Origin of the sequence: Paenimyroides marinum (assembly GCF_900108395.1) — a bacterium.
Lineage (GTDB): Bacteria > Bacteroidota > Bacteroidia > Flavobacteriales > Flavobacteriaceae > Flavobacterium > Flavobacterium marinum.
Map to the genome: position 1 here is coordinate 1 of NZ_FNXE01000012.1, position 22,524 is coordinate 22,524.

General features: G+C 35.4%; 19 protein-coding genes. 6 read left to right on the plus strand and 13 right to left on the minus strand.

Annotated features, from left to right (window positions below; translation table 11 throughout):
* Positions 1 to 117 precede the first annotated feature (117 nt).
* Positions 118 to 1,596, minus strand: a complete 1,479-nt coding sequence (proS, locus tag BLW20_RS05505; protein WP_091097206.1) for a proline--tRNA ligase — start codon at positions 1,594 to 1,596, stop codon at positions 118 to 120.
* Positions 1,597 to 1,695: 99 nt separating this feature from the next.
* Here proS and BLW20_RS05510 point away from each other — a divergent pair, with 99 nt between their 5' ends.
* Together BLW20_RS05510 and BLW20_RS05515 are read left to right on the plus strand one after the other, a co-directional pair.
* On the plus strand, positions 1,696 to 2,592 hold the full coding sequence (locus BLW20_RS05510) for a hypothetical protein (protein WP_091097208.1): 897 nt from the start codon (positions 1,696 to 1,698) through the stop codon (positions 2,590 to 2,592).
* A gap of 29 nt (positions 2,593 to 2,621) precedes the next feature.
* A complete protein-coding gene (locus BLW20_RS05515) occupies positions 2,622 to 4,151 on the plus strand; it encodes an OmpP1/FadL family transporter (protein WP_091097211.1) in 1,530 nt (509 codons plus the stop codon).
* Between the two features lie 86 nt (positions 4,152 to 4,237).
* Here the strand turns inward: BLW20_RS05515 and BLW20_RS05520 are convergent, their stop codons facing one another.
* Positions 4,238 to 5,869 carry an ABC-F family ATP-binding cassette domain-containing protein gene (locus BLW20_RS05520; RefSeq protein ID WP_091097213.1) on the minus strand — a complete coding sequence of 544 codons (1,632 nt, stop codon included), beginning with the start codon at positions 5,867 to 5,869 and terminating at the stop codon, positions 4,238 to 4,240.
* A gap of 71 nt (positions 5,870 to 5,940) precedes the next feature.
* Entirely contained in the window at positions 5,941 to 7,257 is a 1,317-nt protein-coding gene (gene nhaA, locus BLW20_RS05525; RefSeq protein ID WP_091097215.1) for a Na+/H+ antiporter NhaA, read from the minus strand.
* A 163-nt stretch (positions 7,258 to 7,420) separates the two neighbouring features.
* Here nhaA and lipA point away from each other — a divergent pair, with 163 nt between their 5' ends.
* The 4 genes from lipA to BLW20_RS05545 all read left to right on the plus strand — a co-directional run bounded on the left by lipA (position 7,421) and on the right by BLW20_RS05545 (position 10,524).
* Positions 7,421 to 8,293, plus strand: coding sequence for a lipoyl synthase (gene lipA, locus BLW20_RS05530; RefSeq protein ID WP_091097217.1), 873 nt, complete (start codon positions 7,421 to 7,423; stop codon positions 8,291 to 8,293).
* A gap of 50 nt (positions 8,294 to 8,343) precedes the next feature.
* Positions 8,344 to 9,351: a type I glyceraldehyde-3-phosphate dehydrogenase gene (gene gap / locus BLW20_RS05535; protein WP_177165035.1), complete on the plus strand. Its 1,008-nt coding sequence runs from the start codon at positions 8,344 to 8,346 to the stop codon at positions 9,349 to 9,351.
* Positions 9,352 to 9,381: 30 nt separating this feature from the next.
* Entirely contained in the window at positions 9,382 to 9,963 is a 582-nt protein-coding gene (locus BLW20_RS05540) for a PhnA domain-containing protein (protein WP_091097221.1), read from the plus strand.
* Positions 9,964 to 10,098: 135 nt separating this feature from the next.
* Positions 10,099 to 10,524, plus strand: coding sequence for a hypothetical protein (locus BLW20_RS05545; protein WP_091097223.1), 426 nt, complete (start codon positions 10,099 to 10,101; stop codon positions 10,522 to 10,524).
* Positions 10,525 to 10,599: 75 nt separating this feature from the next.
* Here the strand turns inward: BLW20_RS05545 and BLW20_RS05550 are convergent, their stop codons facing one another.
* From BLW20_RS05550 to BLW20_RS05595, 10 genes are all read right to left on the minus strand, one after another.
* Positions 10,600 to 12,789, minus strand: a complete 2,190-nt coding sequence (locus tag BLW20_RS05550; RefSeq protein WP_091097225.1) for a glutamine synthetase III family protein — start codon at positions 12,787 to 12,789, stop codon at positions 10,600 to 10,602.
* Between the two features lie 108 nt (positions 12,790 to 12,897).
* Positions 12,898 to 13,413, minus strand: coding sequence for a hypothetical protein (locus BLW20_RS05555; RefSeq protein ID WP_091097227.1), 516 nt, complete (start codon positions 13,411 to 13,413; stop codon positions 12,898 to 12,900).
* A 143-nt stretch (positions 13,414 to 13,556) separates the two neighbouring features.
* Positions 13,557 to 14,903 carry an adenylosuccinate lyase gene (purB, locus tag BLW20_RS05560; RefSeq protein WP_091097230.1) on the minus strand — a complete coding sequence of 449 codons (1,347 nt, stop codon included), beginning with the start codon at positions 14,901 to 14,903 and terminating at the stop codon, positions 13,557 to 13,559.
* A gap of 126 nt (positions 14,904 to 15,029) precedes the next feature.
* Positions 15,030 to 15,878: a DUF2911 domain-containing protein gene (locus tag BLW20_RS05565; protein ID WP_091097232.1), complete on the minus strand. Its 849-nt coding sequence runs from the start codon at positions 15,876 to 15,878 to the stop codon at positions 15,030 to 15,032.
* 7 nt (positions 15,879 to 15,885) lie between these two features.
* Positions 15,886 to 17,865: a protein-disulfide reductase DsbD family protein gene (locus tag BLW20_RS05570; protein WP_091097234.1), complete on the minus strand. Its 1,980-nt coding sequence runs from the start codon at positions 17,863 to 17,865 to the stop codon at positions 15,886 to 15,888.
* Positions 17,862 to 19,178 (minus strand): tRNA lysidine(34) synthetase TilS, encoded by a 1,317-nt coding sequence (tilS, locus tag BLW20_RS05575; protein WP_177165036.1) that lies wholly within the window; start codon positions 19,176 to 19,178, stop codon positions 17,862 to 17,864. Before tilS ends, BLW20_RS05570 begins: the two co-directional genes overlap by 4 nt.
* Positions 19,172 to 20,467: an anthranilate synthase component I family protein gene (locus BLW20_RS05580; RefSeq protein ID WP_091097238.1), complete on the minus strand. Its 1,296-nt coding sequence runs from the start codon at positions 20,465 to 20,467 to the stop codon at positions 19,172 to 19,174. Before BLW20_RS05580 ends, tilS begins: the two co-directional genes overlap by 7 nt.
* Positions 20,467 to 20,988 (minus strand): NADPH-dependent FMN reductase, encoded by a 522-nt coding sequence (locus BLW20_RS05585; RefSeq protein ID WP_091097240.1) that lies wholly within the window; start codon positions 20,986 to 20,988, stop codon positions 20,467 to 20,469. The genes BLW20_RS05580 and BLW20_RS05585 overlap by 1 nt, the downstream gene beginning before the upstream one ends.
* A gap of 21 nt (positions 20,989 to 21,009) precedes the next feature.
* A complete protein-coding gene (locus BLW20_RS05590) occupies positions 21,010 to 21,471 on the minus strand; it encodes a hypothetical protein (protein ID WP_177165037.1) in 462 nt (153 codons plus the stop codon).
* Positions 21,472 to 21,481: 10 nt separating this feature from the next.
* Positions 21,482 to 22,522 (minus strand): RluA family pseudouridine synthase, encoded by a 1,041-nt coding sequence (locus tag BLW20_RS05595; RefSeq protein ID WP_091097242.1) that lies wholly within the window; start codon positions 22,520 to 22,522, stop codon positions 21,482 to 21,484.
* Positions 22,523 to 22,524 lie beyond the last annotated feature (2 nt).

Sequence of the window (22,524 nt, forward strand, 5' to 3'; positions counted from 1 at the left end):
GAAAACCCGGAATCACTACCTTTTGGATTGGACTTCAAAAATTCTCCGCAATATTACAGGGATATACACTTTTTAAAGATGTGTCCAGACGGTAGAGTGAGAACCGGGATTTTCATATTAATATGCCTTTGCGAACAACACTCTGCCTTTTGAAGGGTTACCTGTCAAAACGCAAGTTCCAACTTCCTCTTTTCTGTCCATAGGGATACAACGAATGGTTGCTTTAGTTAAATCTTTAATTTTTTCTTCGGTTTCTGGTGTTCCGTCCCAATGTGCCAATAAAAAACCTCCTTTGGTTTCTAAAACTTCTTTAAATTCTTCGAACGAATTCACTTCAGTTGTATGTGCTGTTCTGTGGTTAATTGCTTTAACAAATAGATTTTCCTGAATTTCGTTTAACAAATTTTCAATATGATTTATCGCTGAATCTGCATTGATAATTTCTTTAGACAATAAATCGCGACGAGCGATCTCGAAAGTTCCGTTTTCTAAATCTTTAGGTCCAATAGCAATTCGAACCGGTACACCTTTTAATTCCCATTCGGCAAATTTAAATCCCGGTTTTTGCGTATCGCGGTCATCATATTTAACAGAGATTCCTCTTTTCTTAAATTCTGCGATCAATTCATCTGCTTTTTCACCTATTTGCTGTAATTGTTCGTTGGTTCTGTGAATAGGAACAATCACCACCTGAATCGGTGCTAATTTTGGTGGCAGTACCAATCCGTTGTCATCAGAATGTGTCATGATTAATGCACCCATTAAACGTGTTGAAACCCCCCACGAAGTAGCCCAAACATACTCTTGTTTTCCTTCTTTATTGGTAAATTTCACATCGAAAGCTTTGGCAAAATTCTGACCTAAAAAGTGTGATGTTCCTGCCTGCAGCGCTTTTCCGTCTTGCATTAAAGCCTCTATTGTATAGGTATCATCAGCTCCGGCAAAACGCTCTGTTTCTGTTTTATATCCTTTTATTACCGGAATTGCCATAAAATTCTCTACCACATCGGCATACACATCTTGCATTTGTTTGGCTTCAAACAAAGCTTCTTCTTTGGTAGCGTGTGCGGTGTGCCCTTCTTGCCATAAAAATTCAGAAGTACGTAAAAATAAACGGGTACGCATTTCCCAACGCACCACATTAGCCCACTGATTAATTAAAATAGGCAAATCGCGGTACGATTGAATCCATCCCTTGTAAGTACTCCAAATAATTGCTTCGGATGTGGGACGGACGATTAATTCTTCTTCTAATTTTGCTTCGGGATCAACCATTAATTTTCCCGGATTGTTTGGGTCATTTTTTAAACGGTAATGCGTTACAATGGCACACTCTTTAGCAAAACCCTCGGCATTTTTCTCTTCAGCTTCGAATAAACTTTTTGGAACAAATAAGGGAAAATACGCATTGCTGTGACCCGTTTCCTTAAAACGGCGGTCTAATTCACCTTGTAATTTTTCCCAAATGGCATATCCGTACGGTTTGATCACCATACAGCCGCGAACCCCTGAATTTTCAGCTAAATCGGCTTTTACCGCCAATTCGTTATACCATTTTGAATAATCTTCTGCTCTTGTAGTTAAATTCTTGCTCATTTTTTGTATATTGGTATATATTTTGATTATATAATATTAACAATTTATTTTGTACAAATCTACTTAAATTTGTAATGTTCAACAATAAAAACTCAAAATATGCTACTAACAATCTTCAATAAGTCTCATTTAGTTCGGTTAAGCATTATCGCAAGTGCCGGAATTGCCCTTACGGCATGTTCCAGCTTAAACCAGAAACCTTATGACGTGGACGGAATTTATAACAATAGCAAAATTGTTGTAGAAGATACGCACGAAAAAGGTGCGTATTACACCGAATATTTTAAAGAAAAAGCCCAAGAAAGCGAAGCTTACTTTACCGATGTAGAAAATTATACGTCTAATTACAACGAGGCAAACGGCGGTTGGGGCGATACCACTTCGACCACGCAAATAGTCTACGATTACCCTTACTCTTATTGGGGTTGGGGATATCCTTATGGCGGCTGGTATGATTCATACTGGGGATTTGGATACGGTTTCAGCTTTGGCTGGGGCGGTTATTGGGGATATCCTTATTATGGCTGGGGTTACCCTTACTATGGCTACGGTTGGGGCTATACTTATTATGGATACCGGAATATATCAAGAAGCAATTCGTATCGAAACTTAACTTCTCGACAATTAAACAGTAACAGAATGGCTACTAATGTAACCAACCGCAGCTTACGCAGTAATTCATTTAACAGAGCCAATGGATTAAGTACAACAAACAGAACTTTTGCACGTGCAAATACCACGTTGAACAGAATGAATGTTTCTGAAAGAACATCACAAAACAACAGAGTGAACAGATTTGACACAAACCAAAACAGCAGAATAAACACCCGCAATACAACAACCCGAACCACTAATACCAGAATGGAACGGACAACTACCCGGCCTACCTATACCCCTTCATCAAATACCAGAATGAATAGTGGCGGTAGCTTTGGCGGATCACGCAGTGGTGGATCAATGGGCGGCGGTATGCGTTCAGGTGGCGGAAGAAGATAATTTAAATCATTTTTAAGAGTACGATAATTATGAAAAAAATATATTTACCATTGCTTGCCATTTTCAGCTTGGTTCAGGCACAGGCACAGGAATTTAATCTGGCAGACGCCGTAAAAATCAGTAGTCAACAAGTAAACGGAACCGCTCGTTTTAATGCCATGGGAGGTGCTTTTGGAGCATTGGGCGGAGATATTTCTGCATTACAAATTAACCCCGCAGGTTCTGCATTGTACAATTACAACAATTTTAGCTTTACCGGAAACCTCCAAATCCAGAACAACAAATCGATTTTTGAAGGAACGAAAGCAACTGCCAAAGAAAACGATGTAAATTTATCGAATTTCGGAGCCATTTTTGTTGTCGATTCAAAAAACCAGGATCAGGCATTAAAAAAGGTAACCATTGGTATTGGTTATCATACCAATGCCCGTTTTAACGACCGATATTTTAGCAGCGGTGTTTCCAATCAATCGGTTACTAATTACTTCTTAGATCATGCCAATTACGGCTACAACGGAGGAAGTGTTCCTCTTGATTATGTTCAAACAAGAGAAGGTGAGTCTATTACCGATTTATACGACTATTTAAATAGTATTCAAAACGGATTTTCGGCACAACAAGCCATGCTGGCATATCAAGGGTACTTAATCAATGACACCAATAACGGTTATGTTTTAAACGGAAGTGGAAATTCTTTTTATCAGGAAAATGAAACATACGTTTCTGGTTTTAACAATCAGTTAACGGGGAATGTTGGTTTCGACATCAATAAAAAATTGTATTTGGGAGCCAATTTAAATGTTCATTTTATAGATTATTTAACCTCGTCGGCTATTTACGAACAAAATCAATCACCGGTAACAGACGGATATAAGGAATTATTGTTTACCAACCACACTTATACGTATGGTTCGGGATTTTCGTTTAACATAGGTGGAATTTTTAAAGCAACCGAAGAATTCAGAATCGGAGCTTCATACCAATCTCCAACGTGGATGAGTCTTCAAGATGAATTTTCGCAAAGTTTACAAACAAATATCATTCAAGATAACGAGCTTAATTTTTATAATATAGATCCTGCTATTACCACTTTATACAACAAATACAACATTAAAAACCCGGGGGCATTTACCGGAAGTTTAGCGTATGTTTTTGGGACTAAAGGATTGTTAAGTTTTGATTATACCCGAAAAGATTACAGCACCATAGAATATAAGGCAGACAGAGCCGATTACAGTCTGGTAAACAATTATTACAAAAACAATTTACAGGCAACAAACGAATTTAGAATTGGTGGCGAATACCGTTTAAACCAGGTAAGTTTGCGTGCCGGATACCGCTTTGCCAGCAGTCCGTACAAAAACAAAGACCTTATGGACGATTTAACAAGCTACAGTGCCGGTATTGGATACAGTTTTGGGGCATCGCGTTTAGATTTGGGCTATCAGTTCTGGCAACAAGATTCGCAACAAAATATGATAAGTTCAGGAACAAACAATGTTGCCAATATCCAATCTAAAAACCACAACATTAGTTTAACTTATTCGGCAAGTTTTTAAATAAACCTTTCATATAAAATAAAGTTCTTACTCACTAACCCCCGAAAAACTTAGATGTTATCGGGGTTAGTGAATAGGTATTGTTTTTATTTCTCTATCTCTTTTAAAGAATCCATTTTTTTGAGAGCCAAAAACCCTTTGATGTCTTCAAAATGTTCTTTGACGCGTTTATTACCAAATTCAAATACTTTTTCTGCTAATCCATCTAAGAAATCACGGTCATGAGATACTAAAATCACTGTTCCTTCAAATTCTTTTAAAGCATCTTTAATAATGTCTTTGGTTTTCATATCCAAGTGGTTGGTTGGCTCATCGAGAATTAACACATTATAAGGCTCTAACAATAATTTTATCATTGCCAAACGCGTTTTTTCTCCGCCCGAAAGCACTTTTACTTTTTTATCAATATCATCTCCCGAAAACATAAAAGCACCTAAAATATTCTTTATTTGTGTACGGATATCACCTTCTGCAATGCGGTCGATAGTTTCAAAAATAGTTATATTTTCATCTAACAACGAAGCCTGATTTTGTGCAAAGTACCCAATTTTTCCATTGTGACCGATTTCAACAGATCCGTTAAAATCAATTTCCCCCATAATAGCTTTGATCATGGTAGATTTTCCTTCTCCGTTTTTACCTACCAATGCTACTTTCTGCCCACGTTCAATCACCATATTGGCATCTTTAAAAACAATATGGTCGTCATACGATTTAGACAATTCTTTCACGATCACAGGATACTGCCCTGAACGGGTTGCCGGTGGAAATTTTAACCGTAATGCCGATGAATCTACTTCATCTACCTCTACTAAAACCAATTTTTCTAACATGCGAACGCGAGATTGCACTTGTTCAGTTTTAGAAAAAGTACCTCTGAAACGCTCAATAAAAGCTTTGTTCTCTGCGATAAACTTTTGTTGTTCTTCATAAGCTTTTTGCTGATGAATTCTTCTGTCTTTGCGTAATTCTAAATAATCAGAATATTTTGCTTTGTAATCATAAATACGTCCCATGGTAACTTCGATGGTTCGGTTTGTGATATTGTCAACAAACGCACGATCGTGCGAAATAACCATTACTGCTTTTGCAGAGTTTACCAGGAAATCTTCTAACCATTGAATGGATTCGATATCCAAATGGTTGGTGGGTTCATCTAATAAAATTAAATCGGGGTTCTTTAAAAGGATTTTTGCCAGTTCGATACGCATTCTCCAACCACCTGAAAATTCAGAAGTTGGTCGGTCTAAATCTTCCTGTGAGAATCCCATTCCTTTCAATACTTTTTCAACCTCGGCTTCGTAATTTACCTCTTCAATCGAATAAAATTTCTCACTTAATTCCGAAACGCGTTCAATCAATTTCATATAATCGTCGCTTTCGTAATCGGTTCTTACAGTTAACTGTTCGTTTAGTTCATCGATTTCCTTTTTCATTGAGAAAATTTCCTTGAAAGCTTTAGCGGCTTCTTCACGTACTGAACTATCGTCTTCTGTTAGTAAATGCTGTGGCAAATAGGCAATAACGGCATCTTTGGGAGCCGCAATATTTCCTAAACTCGGCTTATTAATTCCGGCAACAATTTTTAACAAAGTCGATTTCCCGGCTCCGTTTTTACCCATTAAAGCAATTTTATCGTTTTCATTAATGGCAAAACTTACTCCGCTAAACAAAGTTGTTGCTCCAAAATTTACGGCAACGTCGTTAACTGTAATCATATTCTTATATATAAGTGGCGCAAAGATAAACCAACTATTCATAAAAAAGCCAACAATTGGTTGGTCTTTAATTATTTTTTTGAATGATTCAGAATAAAAAATCCGATAAATCCGCCAATTAGCGAAGCTACAATAATTCCTAATTTGGCTTCTGAAGGAAATTCCGGATGTTTATTTACATCGAATGCCAGTTCTGTTACAAACAGCGACATTGTAAATCCGATGGATGCTAGAAAACCTATCCCCAACAGATTTCTCATCGTTATGCCGTTAGGTTTTGAAATCAGTTTTAATTTGATAATCAAAGCCGTCAATCCAAAAACACCAATAACTTTTCCCAATAACAATCCTAAAGCTACACCAATTGTTACATTACTAATTTCGCTAAATGAGATTGGAATAGCTGCATTACACAAGGCAAAAACAGGCATTACGATAAAAGCTACAAAGCTGTGCATACCGTGCTCTAACCGCTGTGATGGTGGCAGCGCATCTTTAGTTAAACTGCGCATTTCTTCGACTAACAAAAGTTGTTCTCCATTTAAATTAGGTTGACGATCTTTAGGGTCTATTGCGTAAAAACGTTGGCGCAACTCATTCATTTTATAAGAAAAGTAATTTTCATTTATTCGAGCATTGGCCGGAATGGCAAAAGCTGCCAATACCGCGGCTATGGTAGCATGCACGCCCGAAAGTAAAAAAGCCAGCCAAATACCGCCAATACCAATTATTGCATAAAAAATCGGACTTTTAAAACCTAATTTATTACAAAGCAACAACAAAATAAATAGCGCAATACCTATAGAAAGATACATTAAATTTAAATCAGATGTATAAAACAATGCAATGACCAATACGGCTCCTAAATCATCAACAATTGCTAACGCTGTTAAGAATACTTTTAAAGAAAGTGGTACCTTATTTCCCAATAAATATAATACACCTAATGCAAAAGCAATATCGGTAGCCATTGGAATTCCCCATCCGTGTGCAGCATCTGTTCCACCATTAAAAAAGAGATAGATTAATGCAGGAAAAAGCATTCCGCCTATTGCAGCAATGATGGGTAAAGCTGCTTTTTTGGGCGATGCCAGTTCGCCATTACTTAATTCACGTTTTAATTCTAAACCAACAACAAAAAAGAAAATTGCCATTAAACCATCGTTAATCCAATGATGAAGTGACATTTTTAACTCTAAATTCCCCAAAGAAATTCCGATTTTGTGTTGCCAAATGCTATGATAATCAGTAGCCCATGGGGAATTAGCAAAAAATATCGCAATGATAGCAGCAATAAACAAAATTATTCCGCCTGTGGTGGATTTACTAATAAATTGATTAACTGGTTTTATAATGTATTTTTCTGCAGGTGTATGGTACGATTTCATCTGTTGAGTTTAAATCCGTAATAAAAACAATAGTTTTAAGGTGTTGTTGCTATTTATAAAAAACTACGGACAAATTTGATTACAAAAATAGTGTATTAAAAAAATATATGGAACCAAAAACATAAACTTTTCAGTATCTTTGTGGTTTGAAGAATGTTCAATTATGGAATCGGTTTTAGAAACAAACAAACCGGCTACTGGTAAACCTAAATGGTTACGCGTAAAATTACCAACCGGAAAAAAATATACAGAATTACGAGGTTTAGTAGATAAATACAAACTTCACACCATTTGTACTTCGGGCAGTTGCCCAAATATGGGCGAGTGTTGGGGCGAAGGTACGGCTACTTTTATGATTTTAGGAAACATTTGTACCCGTTCGTGCGGATTTTGCGGTGTAAAAACTGGCAGACCAGAAACAGTAGATTGGGACGAACCTGAAAAAGTAGCTCGATCTATTAAGTTAATGAATATTAAACATGCGGTGTTAACTTCTGTTGATCGCGACGATTTAAAGGATGGCGGTTCCATCATATGGGCAGAAACGGTAAAAGCGGTTCGCAGAATGAGTCCGGGAACTACCATGGAAACCTTAATTCCTGATTTTCAAGGTATCGAAAGAAACATAGATCGTATTTTAGAAGTAGCTCCTGAAGTGATTTCTCACAATATGGAAACCGTTCGCCGATTAACACGCGAAGTTAGAATTCAGGCAAAATATGACCGTAGCTTAGAAGTATTGCGCTATTTGAAAGCCAACGGAGCCAAACGCACAAAATCGGGTATCATGTTAGGATTGGGGGAAACCGAAGAAGAAGTGATTCAAACAATGAAAGATTTACGTGCAGTGGATTTAGACGTGATTACAATTGGTCAATACCTACAGCCAAGTAAAAAACATTTACCTGTAAAAGAATTCATTACTCCTGATCAATTTAAAAAATACGAAGAAATTGGATTAGAAATGGGCTTTCGCCACGTAGAAAGTGGTGCCTTGGTACGCTCGTCTTACAAAGCACAAAAACATATTTTATAATAAATTACACGGTCGTTCTATTAAGAGCGACCTGCTTTTTTAAACACATAATGAAAATAAAAATCGCTATTAACGGGTTTGGCCGCATTGGTCGGAATTTGTTCCGTTTGTTAATTCATCATCCAGATATTGAAGTGGTTGTCATCAATGATTTGGCTGAGACCGCTACCATGGCGCATTTGCTGAAATACGATAGTGTTCATGGAAAATTGAGTGAACACATTTCGTTTGATGAACAACATTTAATTGTTAATAATCAAAAAGTGGCGTTTTTACACGAAAAAGATATTACCAAAATCAATTGGAGACCTTTTGCCATTGATTTTGTGATTGAGGCAACCGGGAAACACAAAACCGCCGAACTGCTTCAAAATCATATCCAAAACGGTGCAAAACGAGTGATTTTATCTGTTCCTCCTGAGGACAATGAAATTAAAACCGTTGTACTAGGTGTAAATGAATCTATTTTAAACGGTGATGAACTGATTGTTTCCAATGCAAGTTGCACAACAAATAATGCCGCTCCAATGATTAAGGTGATTAAGGAATTGTGCGGATTAGACAAGGCATTCATAACCACAGTTCACTCCTACACCACCGATCAAAGTCTGCACGACCAACCACATAAAGATTTACGAAGAGCACGTGGTGCGGCACAATCTATCATTCCCACAACCACAGGAGCTGCCAAAGCGTTAACCAAAATTTTTCCGGAATACGAAGGAAAAATCGGTGGTGGCGGCATTCGTGTTCCCGTTCCCGATGGTTCCTTAACAGATATTACATGTTATGTGAACAGAGATGTTACGATAGAAGAAATCAATAAAGCATTTAAACATGCATCCGAAAATCAATTAAAAGGAATTATAGAATATACCGAAGACCCTATTGTTTCTGTAGATGTGATAGGAAATACGCATTCTTGTTTGTTCGATGCACAACTTACCGCCGTTTTAGGCAGAATGGTAAAAATAGTAGGTTGGTACGATAATGAAATTGGTTACTCGTCCCGTTTGATTGATTTGATCAAATTTTTGGCAAACCAAAAACATAATTAATATATTTGCCCAAAAATTAAAATATACTCCATGAAAACTTTAGACAAATTAATAGCAAGAAGTGGCAATCAATGTGAATTGTGCGAATCAAAAGAAAACTTATCAGTTTATGACGTTCCTCCTTCGGCAAGTAATTTAGCTGACAGAGAAATTTTAGCTTGTGAGAAATGTTTGAATCAAATTGAAAAACGTGAAGAATTAGACGCTAATCACTGGCAATGTTTATCTACATCAATGTGGAATGAAAATGTCCCGGTTCAAGTGGTAAGCTGGAGAATGTTAAACCGTTTTAGAAATGAAAGTTGGGCTGCCGATTTGTTAGATATGATTTATTTAGACGATGATGCGTTAGAATGGGCTAAGCAAACAGGTGACCACGAAGGTGACGGAAGTATTGACTTACATAAAGATAGTAACGGAAATATTTTAGTAGCCGGCGATACAGTAACTTTAATTAAGGATTTAGATGTAAAAGGATCGACATTGAACGCTAAAATAGGAACAGCTGTACGCAACATCCGATTGGTTCACGATAACACGGAACAAATTGAAGGAAAAATCGATGGACAAATGATTGTTATCCTAACTAAATATGTAAAAAAACAAAGTTAATTATTATAAAAAATTATTTTCTAAGGCTTTATTGTTAAAATAGAGCTTTTTTTTGATATTAACTTTTTTTGGCACACACTTTGAGAAATGCTTTATAACAAAAACAATTGATACAGCATTAAAACAAAATTTGTTATGAAAACGTTATTTACATTAGCACTTTTAGCGGTTACAACTATTGCAAGTGCACAGCCAAGACATGGAAACCACCACGGAAAAGGACATTACAAAAACCATAAAAAACACCAAAAACATTATAATCACAATAGAAATGATTACAAACATAACAGAAAAGTTGTGAGAAATAATCATCAACGTGATTATCATTATCATGTGAGCCGTGAAATGAATCGTTATGATTTTTTGAGACTGTCCCAAGCACAAAGATCCAAATTACAAGTTTCTTTGAACTTCTTAATAGCTAATAATTATGGTCCACGTGATTATGAATACAGATTGTGCAAAGATTTAAGAAGCATTTTAACACGTAGCCAATATGCCATGTGGGAACGCAGAGCTTATAATAACGGTACAACTTTTGTATTTAATTTTAACAGATAATTTTTCATAAATGAAAAATTCAATAAACAATAAAACCTCTGTGAATACAGAGGTTTTATTGTTTAAAACACATAATTATCTTGTAAATAATAATTCGCGGTATTTGGTTAATGTCCATAATTCGTTATCAACCATTAGCTCTAATTTATCAGCGTGGTAACGAATTTCGTCAAAATAAGGTTTTACATTATCGCAATAAGCGTGTGCGGTTTCTTCAATAGAATTCATTGCATTGGCTTCTTTGCGTGCATCCATCATTAAATGTAATTTTGAGTTTAACTCGTTAACGTGCATCGATGTTTTCTTAAGAATCATCATTTGTTCTGCTGCTAATTCTTCATAATCCTTACCAAAAATATCTTTTAAACCCTTAATATTTTCAATTAATAAGTTTTGATATTTAAACGCTGTAGGAATAATGTGATTACGAACGATATCACCTAAAACACGTCCTTCAATCTGAACTTTTTTGATATAATCTTCCAATTCAATTTCGTAACGTGCTTCTACTTCTGTGTTGTTCATTACGTTAATTTCAGCAAACAGATCCAAAGCTTTTTGAGAAACCTTAGCTTTTAAAGCAGCCGGAGTTGTTTTGTGGTTTGATAATCCTCTGCGAGCCGCTTCTTCCTCCCACTCTTTGCTGTATCCGTCACCTTCAAATAATATATTTTTTGTTTGCTTGATGTATTCACGCAATACGTTGAAAATGGCTTCGTCTTTTTTCAATCCATCTTTTTCAACCAACGTTTCCACTTCTTTTTTAAAGTCGATCAATTGTTTTGCAACAATCGTATTTAAAGTTGTCATTGAAGTAGCACAGTTTGCTGTTGAACCCACCGCACGGAATTCAAATTTATTTCCGGTAAACGCAAAAGGCGATGTTCTGTTACGATCGGTATTATCTAACAATACATCCGGAATTTTTCCTACAACATTTAATTTTAAGTCGGTTTTCTCTTCAGGTGATAATTTTCCTGTTGATACTCCTTCTAATTCTTCCAACACTTTTGTTAATTGTTGTCCAATGAAAATGGAAATAATTGCAGGCGGTGCCTCATTTGCTCCTAAGCGGTGATCATTTGATGCCGATGCAATGGATGCACGCAATAACTCTTCGTAATTGGCAACTGCTTTAATAGTGTTAATGAAGAAGGTTAAAAACTGTAAATTGCTGTTTGGAGTTTTACCAGGAGCCAATAAATTTACACCGGTATCTGTTGCCAACGACCAGTTGTTGTGTTTACCGGATCCGTTCACGCCTTTAAAAGGTTTTTCGTGAAACAACACTTTAAAATCATGGCGTTCTGCTACTTTTTGCATCACATCCATTAATAATGAGTTGTGATCTACCGCTAAATTGGTCTCTTCAAAAATCGGAGCCAACTCAAATTGGTTCGGAGCTACTTCATTGTGACGTGTTTTTACAGGAATTCCCAATAACATACATTCGTTTTCCAAATCGCGCATGTAGTTTAAAACTCTTGTAGGAATCGATCCAAAATAATGATCTTCTAATTGCTGACCTTTTGCCGAAACATGTCCTAACAACGTTCTGCCAGTTTGTAAAATATCCGGACGAGAAGCCGCTAACGCAGCATCAATTAAAAAATACTCTTGTTCCCAGCCTAATGTCGGAGTTACTTTCTTTACATTTTTATCAAAAAACTTAGCTACCTCAGTTGCTGCTTCATCAATTGCCAACAACGCTCTTAATAAAGGCGTTTTATTATCTAACGCTTCGCCGGTATAAGAAACAAAAACAGTTGGGATACATAAAGTTGTTCCAAAGATAAATGCAGGCGAAGTAGGATCCCAAGCGGTATATCCGCGAGCTTCAAACGTATTTCTGATACCCCCATTTGGAAACGAAGACGCATCCGGTTCTTGCTGAACCAAAAGCGAACCGCTGAATTTCTCTACCGGATCAGATCCGTCAAAAGATGTTTCAAAAAAAGCGTCGTGTTTTTCTGCTGTAGTCCCGGTTAAAGGTTGAAACCAGTGCGTATAATGTGTTACACCTTTACCTATTGCCCATTCTTTCATACCTAATGCGATATAGTCTGCCATTTTACGGTCTATTTTTGTACCGTGATCCATTGCAGAACGTACCGCTTTATATGCCTCCGGAGTTAAGTGCTGACGCATTGCTTTGTCATTAAATACATTGCTACCGAAAATTTCAGATTTTTTACCGGTTTCTGAAACACTTACCGGTTTACGGTTACTTGCTGCCTTTAAAGCTTCAAAACGAAAAGTTGCCATATTTTTTTGATTTGTGTTGTTTGATGAAGCAAAATTAGAAAAAAAAATAAATACAAAATAAAAACACCCCCTAAAATTTAGGGGGGGGTGTTTTAAAAAAAATATTACCTATTTTTTCAATTGCAGTGTTTTTACAGGGGCATTTTCTAATCCTAAGGCAGAAATAGTGGCATTGTAATCACTATAATTTATTTTTTGTGCAAAACCACCAGGTACTACTACAACTCTTAATGTTTGATTTCTAATAAAGCTGTTATACTCCGCATTGGTTAACTGTTCTATTGGAAAATTTGTTGTAACATATACTTTTACATCATATCTTGTAAAATCATAGTCATAAGAAATTTGCTCACCCGTAGAACTTAATCCGTATGCTGTAGGCAGTAAAGACCAAGAATTTCCATTCCATCTGTAAACCAACACATTATCGCTATCATAAATTGGTGGTTTAAAATCCCATGTAGCGGAATTTGTATAATTATCTTCAGGATAATCAATATCATCTGTTATTTCAAAAACTTGAGAATATCCATCATAATAATCTTCATAGTATTCATCAATTGTACAACTTTGTAATGCTGTTAATCCTATGAATGTTGTTAAAAGTAATGCTATCTTTTTCATAATATATGGTTTTAAAAATATTAGTATTTCATTTACATTAATGTTCTATTCATTAATCGTGCCAAAAATTATTTTCAAAAACAAAAATCGAACGTTGGCGTTCGATTTTTGTTTTAATTAATTGAATTTCATATTATTAAAAACTACATGGAAACCCCTAAATAATTACTTGGGGTAATTTGTTTTAATTCGTTTTGAACCTCAACCGAAACATTTAAGGTATCAATAAACGCGTGAATTGATTTTTGATTGATTACATCGTTGGTACGGGTTAAATCTTTCAATGCTTCATAAGGATTTGGATATGCTTCACGGCGTAAAATGGTCTGAATTGCTTCTGCTACCACAGCCCAGTTATTTTCTAAATCCTGTGCAAATTTTGCTTCGTTTAACAATAATTTGTTCAATCCTTTTAATGTAGCTTCAAAAGCGATAACGGTATGACCAAACGGTACGCCTACATTACGTAAAACGGTACTATCGGTTAAATCACGTTGTAAACGAGAAATTGGTAATTTTGCCGATAAATGTTCAAAAACAGCATTTGCAATCCCTAAATTTCCTTCTGAATTTTCAAAATCAATAGGGTTTACTTTGTGTGGCATGGCAGATGACCCCACCTCACCTGCTTTGATTTTTTGTTTGAAATATTCCATGGAAACATACGTCCAGATATCGCGGTCTAAATCAATAATGATATTATTGATGCGTTTTAAGGCATCGCAAAAAGCAGCAAAATGGTCGTAATGTTCAATTTGTGTGGTTGGGAACGAATGTTTCAACCCTAAAACTCCTTCTACAAAATTTTCTCCGAAAGCTTGCCAGTCATTCTGCGGATATGCTACTTTGTGTGCGTTGAAATTTCCTGTTGCACCACCAAATTTAGCTGCAAACGGAATGTTATTCAGCAAACGCAATTGTTCTTCTAAACGCACAACAAAAACCAAGATTTCTTTTCCTAAACGGGTTGGCGAAGCCGGTTGACCGTGCGTGCGTGCCAGCATTGGAATATCTTTCCATTCAATACTTAGCTCTTTTAATTTATTTATCAACCGGATAAACGTTGGCATATACACTTTTTCAAACGCGTGTTTTGTTGACAAAGGAATTGCCGTGTTGTTGATGTCTTGCGAGGTTAATCCAAAATGGATGAATTCTTTATATTCTTGTAATCCTAACTGATCAAATTTATGTTTAATAAAATATTCAACAGCTTTTACATCGTGATTTGTAGTTTTCTCGGTGTTTTTAATCCACAGGGCATCTTCGGTAGAAAAATCGTTATATATTTTTCGCAATTCAGAAAACAAATCTTTAGATACATTTGCAACCTGCGGCAATGGCAATTGGCACAAAGCAATAAAATATTCGATCTCTACTAAAACGCGGTATTTTATTAAAGCTTCTTCTGAAAAATAATCTGCTAATGGAGCTGTTTTTGATCTATATCGTCCGTCGATTGGCGAAATAGCGTTTAATTCTGTTAACATAATAAATGTGTTGTTAAAATGCAAATATACTGAGGTTTCAGAGTTTAAAAAAACTTATTTTTAAAAGAAAATCCCGAAAGAGCTGAAAAGCTAAATCGGGATTAAATAATTTATTTAACAGGCTGTTTATGATTTACTCCATTCTAAAATAGAATTTCTGTTCATTTTAATGTAATCGTCATTACCAGCCTTTTCAGCGGCTTTTAATGATTTTTCAGCCGTTTCAACAGCTCCTTTTTTATCACCGGTTGCTGCCTGTATCAATGATTTTTGACGCAACATATAAAAAGGTGCTTCACCTTCTTGCATATCAATTGCTTTGTTGACGTATTCTAACGCTTTATTCATCTCCTGATTTACAGAGAAAAGATAGGTTCCGGCAGCGTAATAATCGCTTGCTTTTGCATTTTCGTTGATATTGGCATTGATACTTTCCATTGCAATTTTGTGAGTTGGTACATTAAACGGAACGTGAACAATTGTTTTTTCCCAGGAAATATTTAAGGTTCCTTCGTTATTATTCTTTGGTGTAACATCAATGGTAAAATACTCTACATCTTTTGTCAATGCTTCTGGTTTAACCGATGTTTTTAAAACCACGTCGCTTTCGTTCCATGTTTTAGGCAATCCCCAGTTATCTGTGGTTTTGTAAAAAATAACGTCCCACATTTCCGCTTTTGGAATGGTATATAACGCATATTTACCCGCAGCTAAATTTTGACCGTTGATTTCAATATCGGTATCAATATCTACAGTGGTGTTTTCGTTTGCACCAGTTCTCCAAACTTTTCCGTAAGGAACCAAATCACCAAAAACCAAACGCCCTTTTTTAGCCGGACGAAAATATTCTACATCAATAGTAGTTAAACCTACTGCTTGCTCTATTTCTGCTTTTAAACTTGCCTGAGGTGTTTTAATTTGTGCGTTTGCTTGAACTGCAAAAATCAAAGTCGCTGCGATAATTAATTTTTTCATATTTAATTTATTTTGAATAATTTTTAATTCCTTCTTCTAACCAGTTTTGATATTCCGTAACTTCGGGTGTATAACCAACAGGTGTATTTAATGAATTTCCTTCGTTATCCAATACAATATAATAAGGTTGTGCATTTGCCTGATATTTTTCAATCTGAAAATCGCTCCACTTATTCCCTACCGTTTTAATTTTTTTACCTGTTGTTTCAGAAATATATTGCTCATTTTCAGGCAATTCTTTCTTTTCGTCAACGTATAAAGATATTAAAACCATTTCGTTTTTCAAAAGATTTAACACATTGGTTTCAGACCAAACATGTTCTTCCATTTTGCGGCAATTTACACACGCAAATCCAGTAAAATCAAGTAAAACCGGCTTGTTGTGTTCCTTGGCATAGGCCATTCCTTTTTCATAATCTAAAAAGGCTACTATTCCGTGAGGTCCCTCTTTGGCACCATCTGGAATTTCGGTTAAAACGCCCGCTCCAGAGTTGCCTCCGCCTACACCATACGGACTTTCAGAATACGTCATTGGGGGTGGGAACCCCGAAATTAATTTTAATGGCGCACCCCATAATCCAGGAACTAAATAAATAGTGAAAGTTGACACTAACAATGCCATAAACAAACGTCCGACAGATATTTTTTCGATTTTAGAATCGTGTGGTAACTGGATTTTTCCAAATAAATAAATCGCCCAAGCAGCAAATACAGCTATCCAAATGGCTAAAAATACTTCGCGTTCTAACCAATGTTTTTGCAATACCAAATCGGCATTCGATAAAAATTTAAATGCTAATGCCAATTCTAAAAACCCTAAAGAAACTTTTACGGTATTCATCCACCCTCCTGACCGCGGCATTGAATTTAACCAGCCAGGAAACATGGCAAATAACATAAACGGTAATGCCAAAGCTAATGAAAAACCAAACATTCCAATTAAAGGTGCCATTCCGCCTTTCGAGGCTGCTTCTACTAGCAATGTTCCAACAATGGGTCCCGTACACGAAAACGATACAATTGCCAATGCCAATGCCATAAAGAAAATCCCTACAAAACCTCCACGGTCTGCCTGTTTATCAACTTTATTTGCCCACGAATTTGGCAGCATAATTTCAAATGCTCCTAAAAAAGATGAAGCAAAAACAACTAAAATAACAAAGAAAATTATATTGAACCAAACGTTTGTAGATAAAGCATTTAGCGCATCTGCTCCAAAAATTTTAGTAACTATTAATCCTAATAATACATATATGATAATAATGGACAAACCATAAATAATGGCATTTTTGATTCCTTTAGCACGTGATTTGCTTTGTTTGGTAAAGAAACTTACCGTCATGGGAATCATTGGAAAAACACATGGAGTCAACAACGCTGCAAAACCGGAAAAAAATGCAATGATGAAAATTGACCATAATCCCTTTTTTTCTGATTTATCAATTTTTATATTTTCTGCAAGGGGTTTGGTTTTAGCTAACGAATCATTTGGTGTGGGTGTTACTGCAATATCTTCAAAATTTTGAACTTCCTTTGACGTTAGTGTTTCTAAATCAAACACAAAAAATTTATTTTGCTGAATACACATATCAATACACGCTTGATATGAAAGCTCTAACTGAATTGTTTTTACCTCAGGGTTGGTAATTTTTATGTTGTGTGTAAAATGAGCTTCTTTGGCAAAATAATATTCATCAACTTCGAAAATATCGTTGAATTGCTTTTTATACTCGCTTTCTGTGGCTTTATCTTGTGGTTCGTAATTTCCTTCTGCATTGTTATAAATAAACTCTAACGGAAGTGGTCCCCCTTCAGGCGTAAACTGCGAATACATATGCCATTCGCTTTCTATGGTAGCATCTAATTTTAACTGATATTCTGTATCTGAAATTTTTTCGATACTCGATTTCCACTTTACCGGATCTTGTACTTGCGAAAATCCTAAACCGGTTACTAAAAGAACCAGTACTGTGAGTATATTTCTCATTGGGTTACTGTTATTTTATAGATTTTTTGATTGTTATTATTTGTTATTTTAAAACGATTATCGGCTCGCAAACCCACAATCCATATTATTTTTCCGTCTCCATTTACCAAAATCCAGGTATTATCTTTCTGAATTTGAGATAATTTTTCATCTTTAAAAAACTTTGATACTTTTTTTATTCCCTTCATTCCAAACGGTTGAAAAACATCGCCTGAAATTCTCTTTCGCAACACCAAAGGCCATTGTAAAAAATTAGGATTGACGAAAATAGTGTTTTTTTCTGATTTAATACGATCACTGTTAATTTTAGAAATATTGATAAAAAAAGGAATATTTTCTACATCAGATTCATGTTTTATGTAAAAAACATCATTTTCTGTTTTATTTTCTTTAAATATTATTAATTTATCACGGTCATTAAGAACCGTATATTGATTATTTTTTAACACTTTCCCCGAACCCGCACTACAAATTTTTTCTATTTCATTGAGAGAATAAAAACCGTAGCTTTTAAAAATCTCTAATAAATAATGGGTATAATTAGAAAAATGACGTGCTTTATCCAGATGAATTTCTAAATGATTTACTGTTTTTTTTACACATTCTTTTTCAAAAAAAGCAACGGCATCAGTCATTAATAATTGAGCGTGCGATAAATTTAAAAGCGTGTTTTGAAAAGACTTTAAAAACTGTTCATTTTCTTGTTTTAAAACAGGAAGTATCAAATGACGGATTTTATTACGCAGGTACTTTATAGTTGTATTTGACGCATCTTCTCGCCAAATAACATGCTGTTTTTGAGCAAATTCTAAGATTTCTTCTCTTGAAAAAATCAACAGTGGTCTAATGATGTTTTCGTTTTTTTGGGGGATTCCCAATAAACCGTCGATTCCGGTTCCGCGTGTAAAATTGATTAAAAACGTTTCTGCCTGATCGTCTAAATGATGTGCCGTAGCAACCAACTGATAATCAAAATTGTCGCAAATTTCCTGAAACCAGTTGTAACGCAATTCGCGAGCTGCAATTTGAATAGAAACTTTTTGATTTTCGGTATATAACAACGTATCAAACTTTTTCACAAAAAATGGAATGTTGTGCTGCTGACAAAAATCTGTAACCAAAATTTCGTCTAAATCGCTTTCTTTATCACGCAACTGAAAATTACAATGTGCCACTGCAAAATTCAATTGCAACATTTTAAACAAATGTAAAAGCACCATGCTGTCAACCCCTCCGCTTACAGCCACTAACGTTTTTCCGCTAAAGAGCTCGTTAAAATTTTGCTCAATATGTGTTTTAAATCGATCTAACATTGTTCTAAAACTTTTTTCATGGCATTGGCTTTCAGTAAACATTCATTATATTCATCAGTTGCATTGGCATTAATCGTTACTGCACTGCCTACACTGAAAGATGCATATTTATTATCTTCATTATACAAAATACTACGAATAACCACATTAAAATCAAAATCGTTAGCAGGCGTAAAATAGCCAACAGCGCCACTATACAATCCACGCTTTGTTTGTTCTACATTTTCGATAATCTGCATTGCCGAAAGTTTTGGAGCTCCCGTCATACTGCCCATGGGGAATGTTGATTGAATGATATCGACCGGATTTTGGTTTTCATCAACTTGCGAAATCACTGTAGAAATCATTTGATGTACTTGTTTAAACGTATAAATGCCAAACAATTCCTCAACCTGAACTGATGCTTTAACAGCCGTTTTAGACAAATCGTTACGAACCAAATCTACAATCATCACGTTTTCAGACTGTTCTTTAGGGTTTTGTCGCAATTCCTGTTTCAACAATTCATCTTCTTCAAAGGTTGCTCCTCTTTTTGCCGTTCCTTTTATAGGTTGCGAAATAATTTTAGTTCCTTGCTTTTTTAGATAGCGTTCGGGCGATGCACACATGATATACTGCCGGTTGAATTTACCAAAACAGGCAAAAGGCGGTTCAGAAATTTCATTAAGTTTCCAAAAAACTTCCTTTGGATTCAAAAGGGCTTTTTCTGCAAAGAATTCCATACAATAATTAGCTTCGTAAATATCGCCCCGTTGAATATGGCTGATAACTTTTTGAAATCCGGTAGTGTATGCCTCAAATGAAATCCGATCCTTTATTTTTATTTTTTCTTTAGATTGATGCTTCGTTACATCCGTATTTTGAATAGCTTGGTAATCTCCCTGAATTTCATCGCTGCAAATACCTAAATATTCAAAACGAATGGTATCTTTTTCAATAAAAATGATCTTTTTAGGCTGAAAAAAGAATAAATCGGGGAAATGCAATCCATCAAAATTATCAGACTGTAATTTTTCAATATCGTTTTTTAAATCATAACTCAGATAGCCAAAAAACCAGTCGTTTGTTTGGTTTTGATATTCTTTTAATTGATCGAACGCGTTAAAATAATCGGTTTGCAACAAGGTAAAAGCATCAAAAGCCATTACAGTTTCATGTGTACTGTACTGGCTTTGATAACTGTTTGATTCTAAAAAAACAACTTCTCGGAACTGTTGTGCCCATTGAAGCATTTGTTTTTTAACATGTGGTATATTATTAACCCGATAGATTTTTGAAAAGCGTTGCATTAGCTTTTTAAAATGATGTTTAACTTATTCTGGATTGTGGTTAAAAAATCTTTGTTGGTAATTTGTTGGTTTTCTGTATCAAAATTTTCAGAAAAAGATGAGAAAGCATAGCTTTCAAATACGGTACAACCGAAACGTTCTACCAATTTCTGCAAACTTTCGTTAGCTCCTAAAGCACCACGTTTTCCGTTAGAGGTACTTAAAATAAAGATTTTTTTATTTTCTAAAAACTTCAATTCCATTCTGGAAAGCCAATCTAAAATATTCTTAAGGAAGGCTGATAAATTTTGGTTGTGCTCATTTGTGGTAATAAAAATATGCTCAAAAGAATCAATTTGTTCTTTTAAATAAACAATGCCTTCGGGCGATTTTATTTCACGCTCTAAATCTTCGCTGAACAACGGAATATCCAACGCTTTTAAATCAACAAACGTATGCGTTATGTCCAATTCCTTTAAAACAGCCTTGGTTAACTGCTTGTTGATTGATTTTGATGAGTTACTGCCTACAAATACTAACATAAATTATTTTTTAAAACCTGATTAATATTTAATCTCCACGTTTAGCTGCCTGTTTTCGTCCAATGCTTTTTTATCCATAAGTGTACCAACTGTTACGCCAATTGCTAAACCAACCGGTATCCCTAATGCAAACAATCCCGGTATTTTTACAACGACTCCGAAAAGAACGCCTAATGGTATGCCAACGGCAGTCATGCCAAGTGCTAACCACAGTGTTCTGTAATAGTTTTTAGGAACTATTTTTAATTCTTTTTCAACTAATCTTATAATTGCAGTTTGCTTTGTTTTGATTAATTTTCTTAAATCTGTGCCTATCAAAGTACTTGAATTTAATTCTTCAACCTCTTTATTGATCGATTGAACGATTGAATCTGGTAATTTTCTCTTTCTCAACTCTTTTAAAAGTGCATTAAACTGATTGTAAATCTGGTTCAATTTAATATCTTCAGAATTATTTTTATTTTTTAATTCAATTATTCTCATAATTTACCTTTTAATCTTCTTCCTCAACAACTTCATGGCTGTTAGAATAATTTCTCCAACGTTCGATACATTGCACCATATCGTTTGGCAATTCGGTTTCAAAACGCATAAATTCTTTTTTTACCGGATGCATAAAACCCAATGTTTTGGCGTGTAATGCTTGTCTGGGCAATACTTTAAACGTGTTTTCTACAAACTGTTTGTATTTTGTAAAAGTGGTTCCTTTTAAAATTTTGTCGCCTCCGTATCGTTCATCGTTAAACAACGTATGCCCGATTGCTTTCATGTGCACGCGAATTTGGTGTGTTCTACCCGTTTCTAATCTGCACGAAACCAAGGTTACATATCCCAAACTCTCAATCACTTTATAATGGGTAACAGCATATTTTGCTCCGTTTGAATCATCGGGAAACGATGCCATTTGCATACGATCAACTTTATGTCGACCAATGTAACTTTCAATGGTACCTTCATCTTCTTCCACATTGCCCCAAACCAAAGCAATGTATTCACGTTCGGTAGATTTTTCAGCAAACTGTTTTTGCAGTTCACTCATTGTCCATTCGGTTTTGGCAATAACCAATAATCCTGTGGTATCTTTATCAATTCTGTGCACCAATCCTGGTCGTTCTGAACTGTTTAAGGGTAAATTTTCAAAATGATACGCCAGTGCGTTTACCAAAGTTCCCGTGTAATTTCCATGTCCGGGGTGTACCACTAATCCGGCAGGTTTATTAACCACCAGCAACTCATCGTCTTCATAAACAATATCCAACGGAATATTTTCAGGAATAATGATATTTTCAAAAGGTGGTTGTTCCATTAAAACACGAACCACATCATTTGCTTTTACTTTGTGATTGGATTTTACAGGGGTATCGTTTACAAAAATGTTACCATTTTCAGCTGCTTTCTGAATTTTATTGCGGGTGGCGTTTTCCACCAGATTCATTAAAAACTTATCTACCCGCAAAGGTGCCTGTCCTTTACCGGCTTCAAAACGGTAATGTTCGTATAATTCGTCTTCTATTAAATTGTTATCTTCTGTCATTC

Coding starts and splice junctions, on each gene's coding strand:
- proS (WP_091097206.1), bottom strand. CDS start 1,596: ATGAGCAAGAATTTAACTACAAGAGCAGAAGATTATTCAAAATGGTAT.
- BLW20_RS05510 (WP_091097208.1), top strand. CDS start 1,696: ATGCTACTAACAATCTTCAATAAGTCTCATTTAGTTCGGTTAAGCATT.
- BLW20_RS05515 (WP_091097211.1), top strand. CDS start 2,622: ATGAAAAAAATATATTTACCATTGCTTGCCATTTTCAGCTTGGTTCAG.
- BLW20_RS05520 (WP_091097213.1), bottom strand. CDS start 5,869: ATGATTACAGTTAACGACGTTGCCGTAAATTTTGGAGCAACAACTTTG.
- nhaA (WP_091097215.1), bottom strand. CDS start 7,257: ATGAAATCGTACCATACACCTGCAGAAAAATACATTATAAAACCAGTT.
- lipA (WP_091097217.1), top strand. CDS start 7,421: ATGGAATCGGTTTTAGAAACAAACAAACCGGCTACTGGTAAACCTAAA.
- gap (WP_177165035.1), top strand. CDS start 8,344: ATGAAAATAAAAATCGCTATTAACGGGTTTGGCCGCATTGGTCGGAAT.
- BLW20_RS05540 (WP_091097221.1), top strand. CDS start 9,382: ATGAAAACTTTAGACAAATTAATAGCAAGAAGTGGCAATCAATGTGAA.
- BLW20_RS05545 (WP_091097223.1), top strand. CDS start 10,099: ATGAAAACGTTATTTACATTAGCACTTTTAGCGGTTACAACTATTGCA.
- BLW20_RS05550 (WP_091097225.1), bottom strand. CDS start 12,789: ATGGCAACTTTTCGTTTTGAAGCTTTAAAGGCAGCAAGTAACCGTAAA.
- BLW20_RS05555 (WP_091097227.1), bottom strand. CDS start 13,413: ATGAAAAAGATAGCATTACTTTTAACAACATTCATAGGATTAACAGCA.
- purB (WP_091097230.1), bottom strand. CDS start 14,903: ATGTTAACAGAATTAAACGCTATTTCGCCAATCGACGGACGATATAGA.
- BLW20_RS05565 (WP_091097232.1), bottom strand. CDS start 15,878: ATGAAAAAATTAATTATCGCAGCGACTTTGATTTTTGCAGTTCAAGCA.
- BLW20_RS05570 (WP_091097234.1), bottom strand. CDS start 17,865: ATGAGAAATATACTCACAGTACTGGTTCTTTTAGTAACCGGTTTAGGA.
- tilS (WP_177165036.1), bottom strand. CDS start 19,178: ATGTTAGATCGATTTAAAACACATATTGAGCAAAATTTTAACGAGCTC.
- BLW20_RS05580 (WP_091097238.1), bottom strand. CDS start 20,467: ATGCAACGCTTTTCAAAAATCTATCGGGTTAATAATATACCACATGTT.
- BLW20_RS05585 (WP_091097240.1), bottom strand. CDS start 20,988: ATGTTAGTATTTGTAGGCAGTAACTCATCAAAATCAATCAACAAGCAG.
- BLW20_RS05590 (WP_177165037.1), bottom strand. CDS start 21,471: ATGAGAATAATTGAATTAAAAAATAAAAATAATTCTGAAGATATTAAA.
- BLW20_RS05595 (WP_091097242.1), bottom strand. CDS start 22,522: ATGACAGAAGATAACAATTTAATAGAAGACGAATTATACGAACATTAC.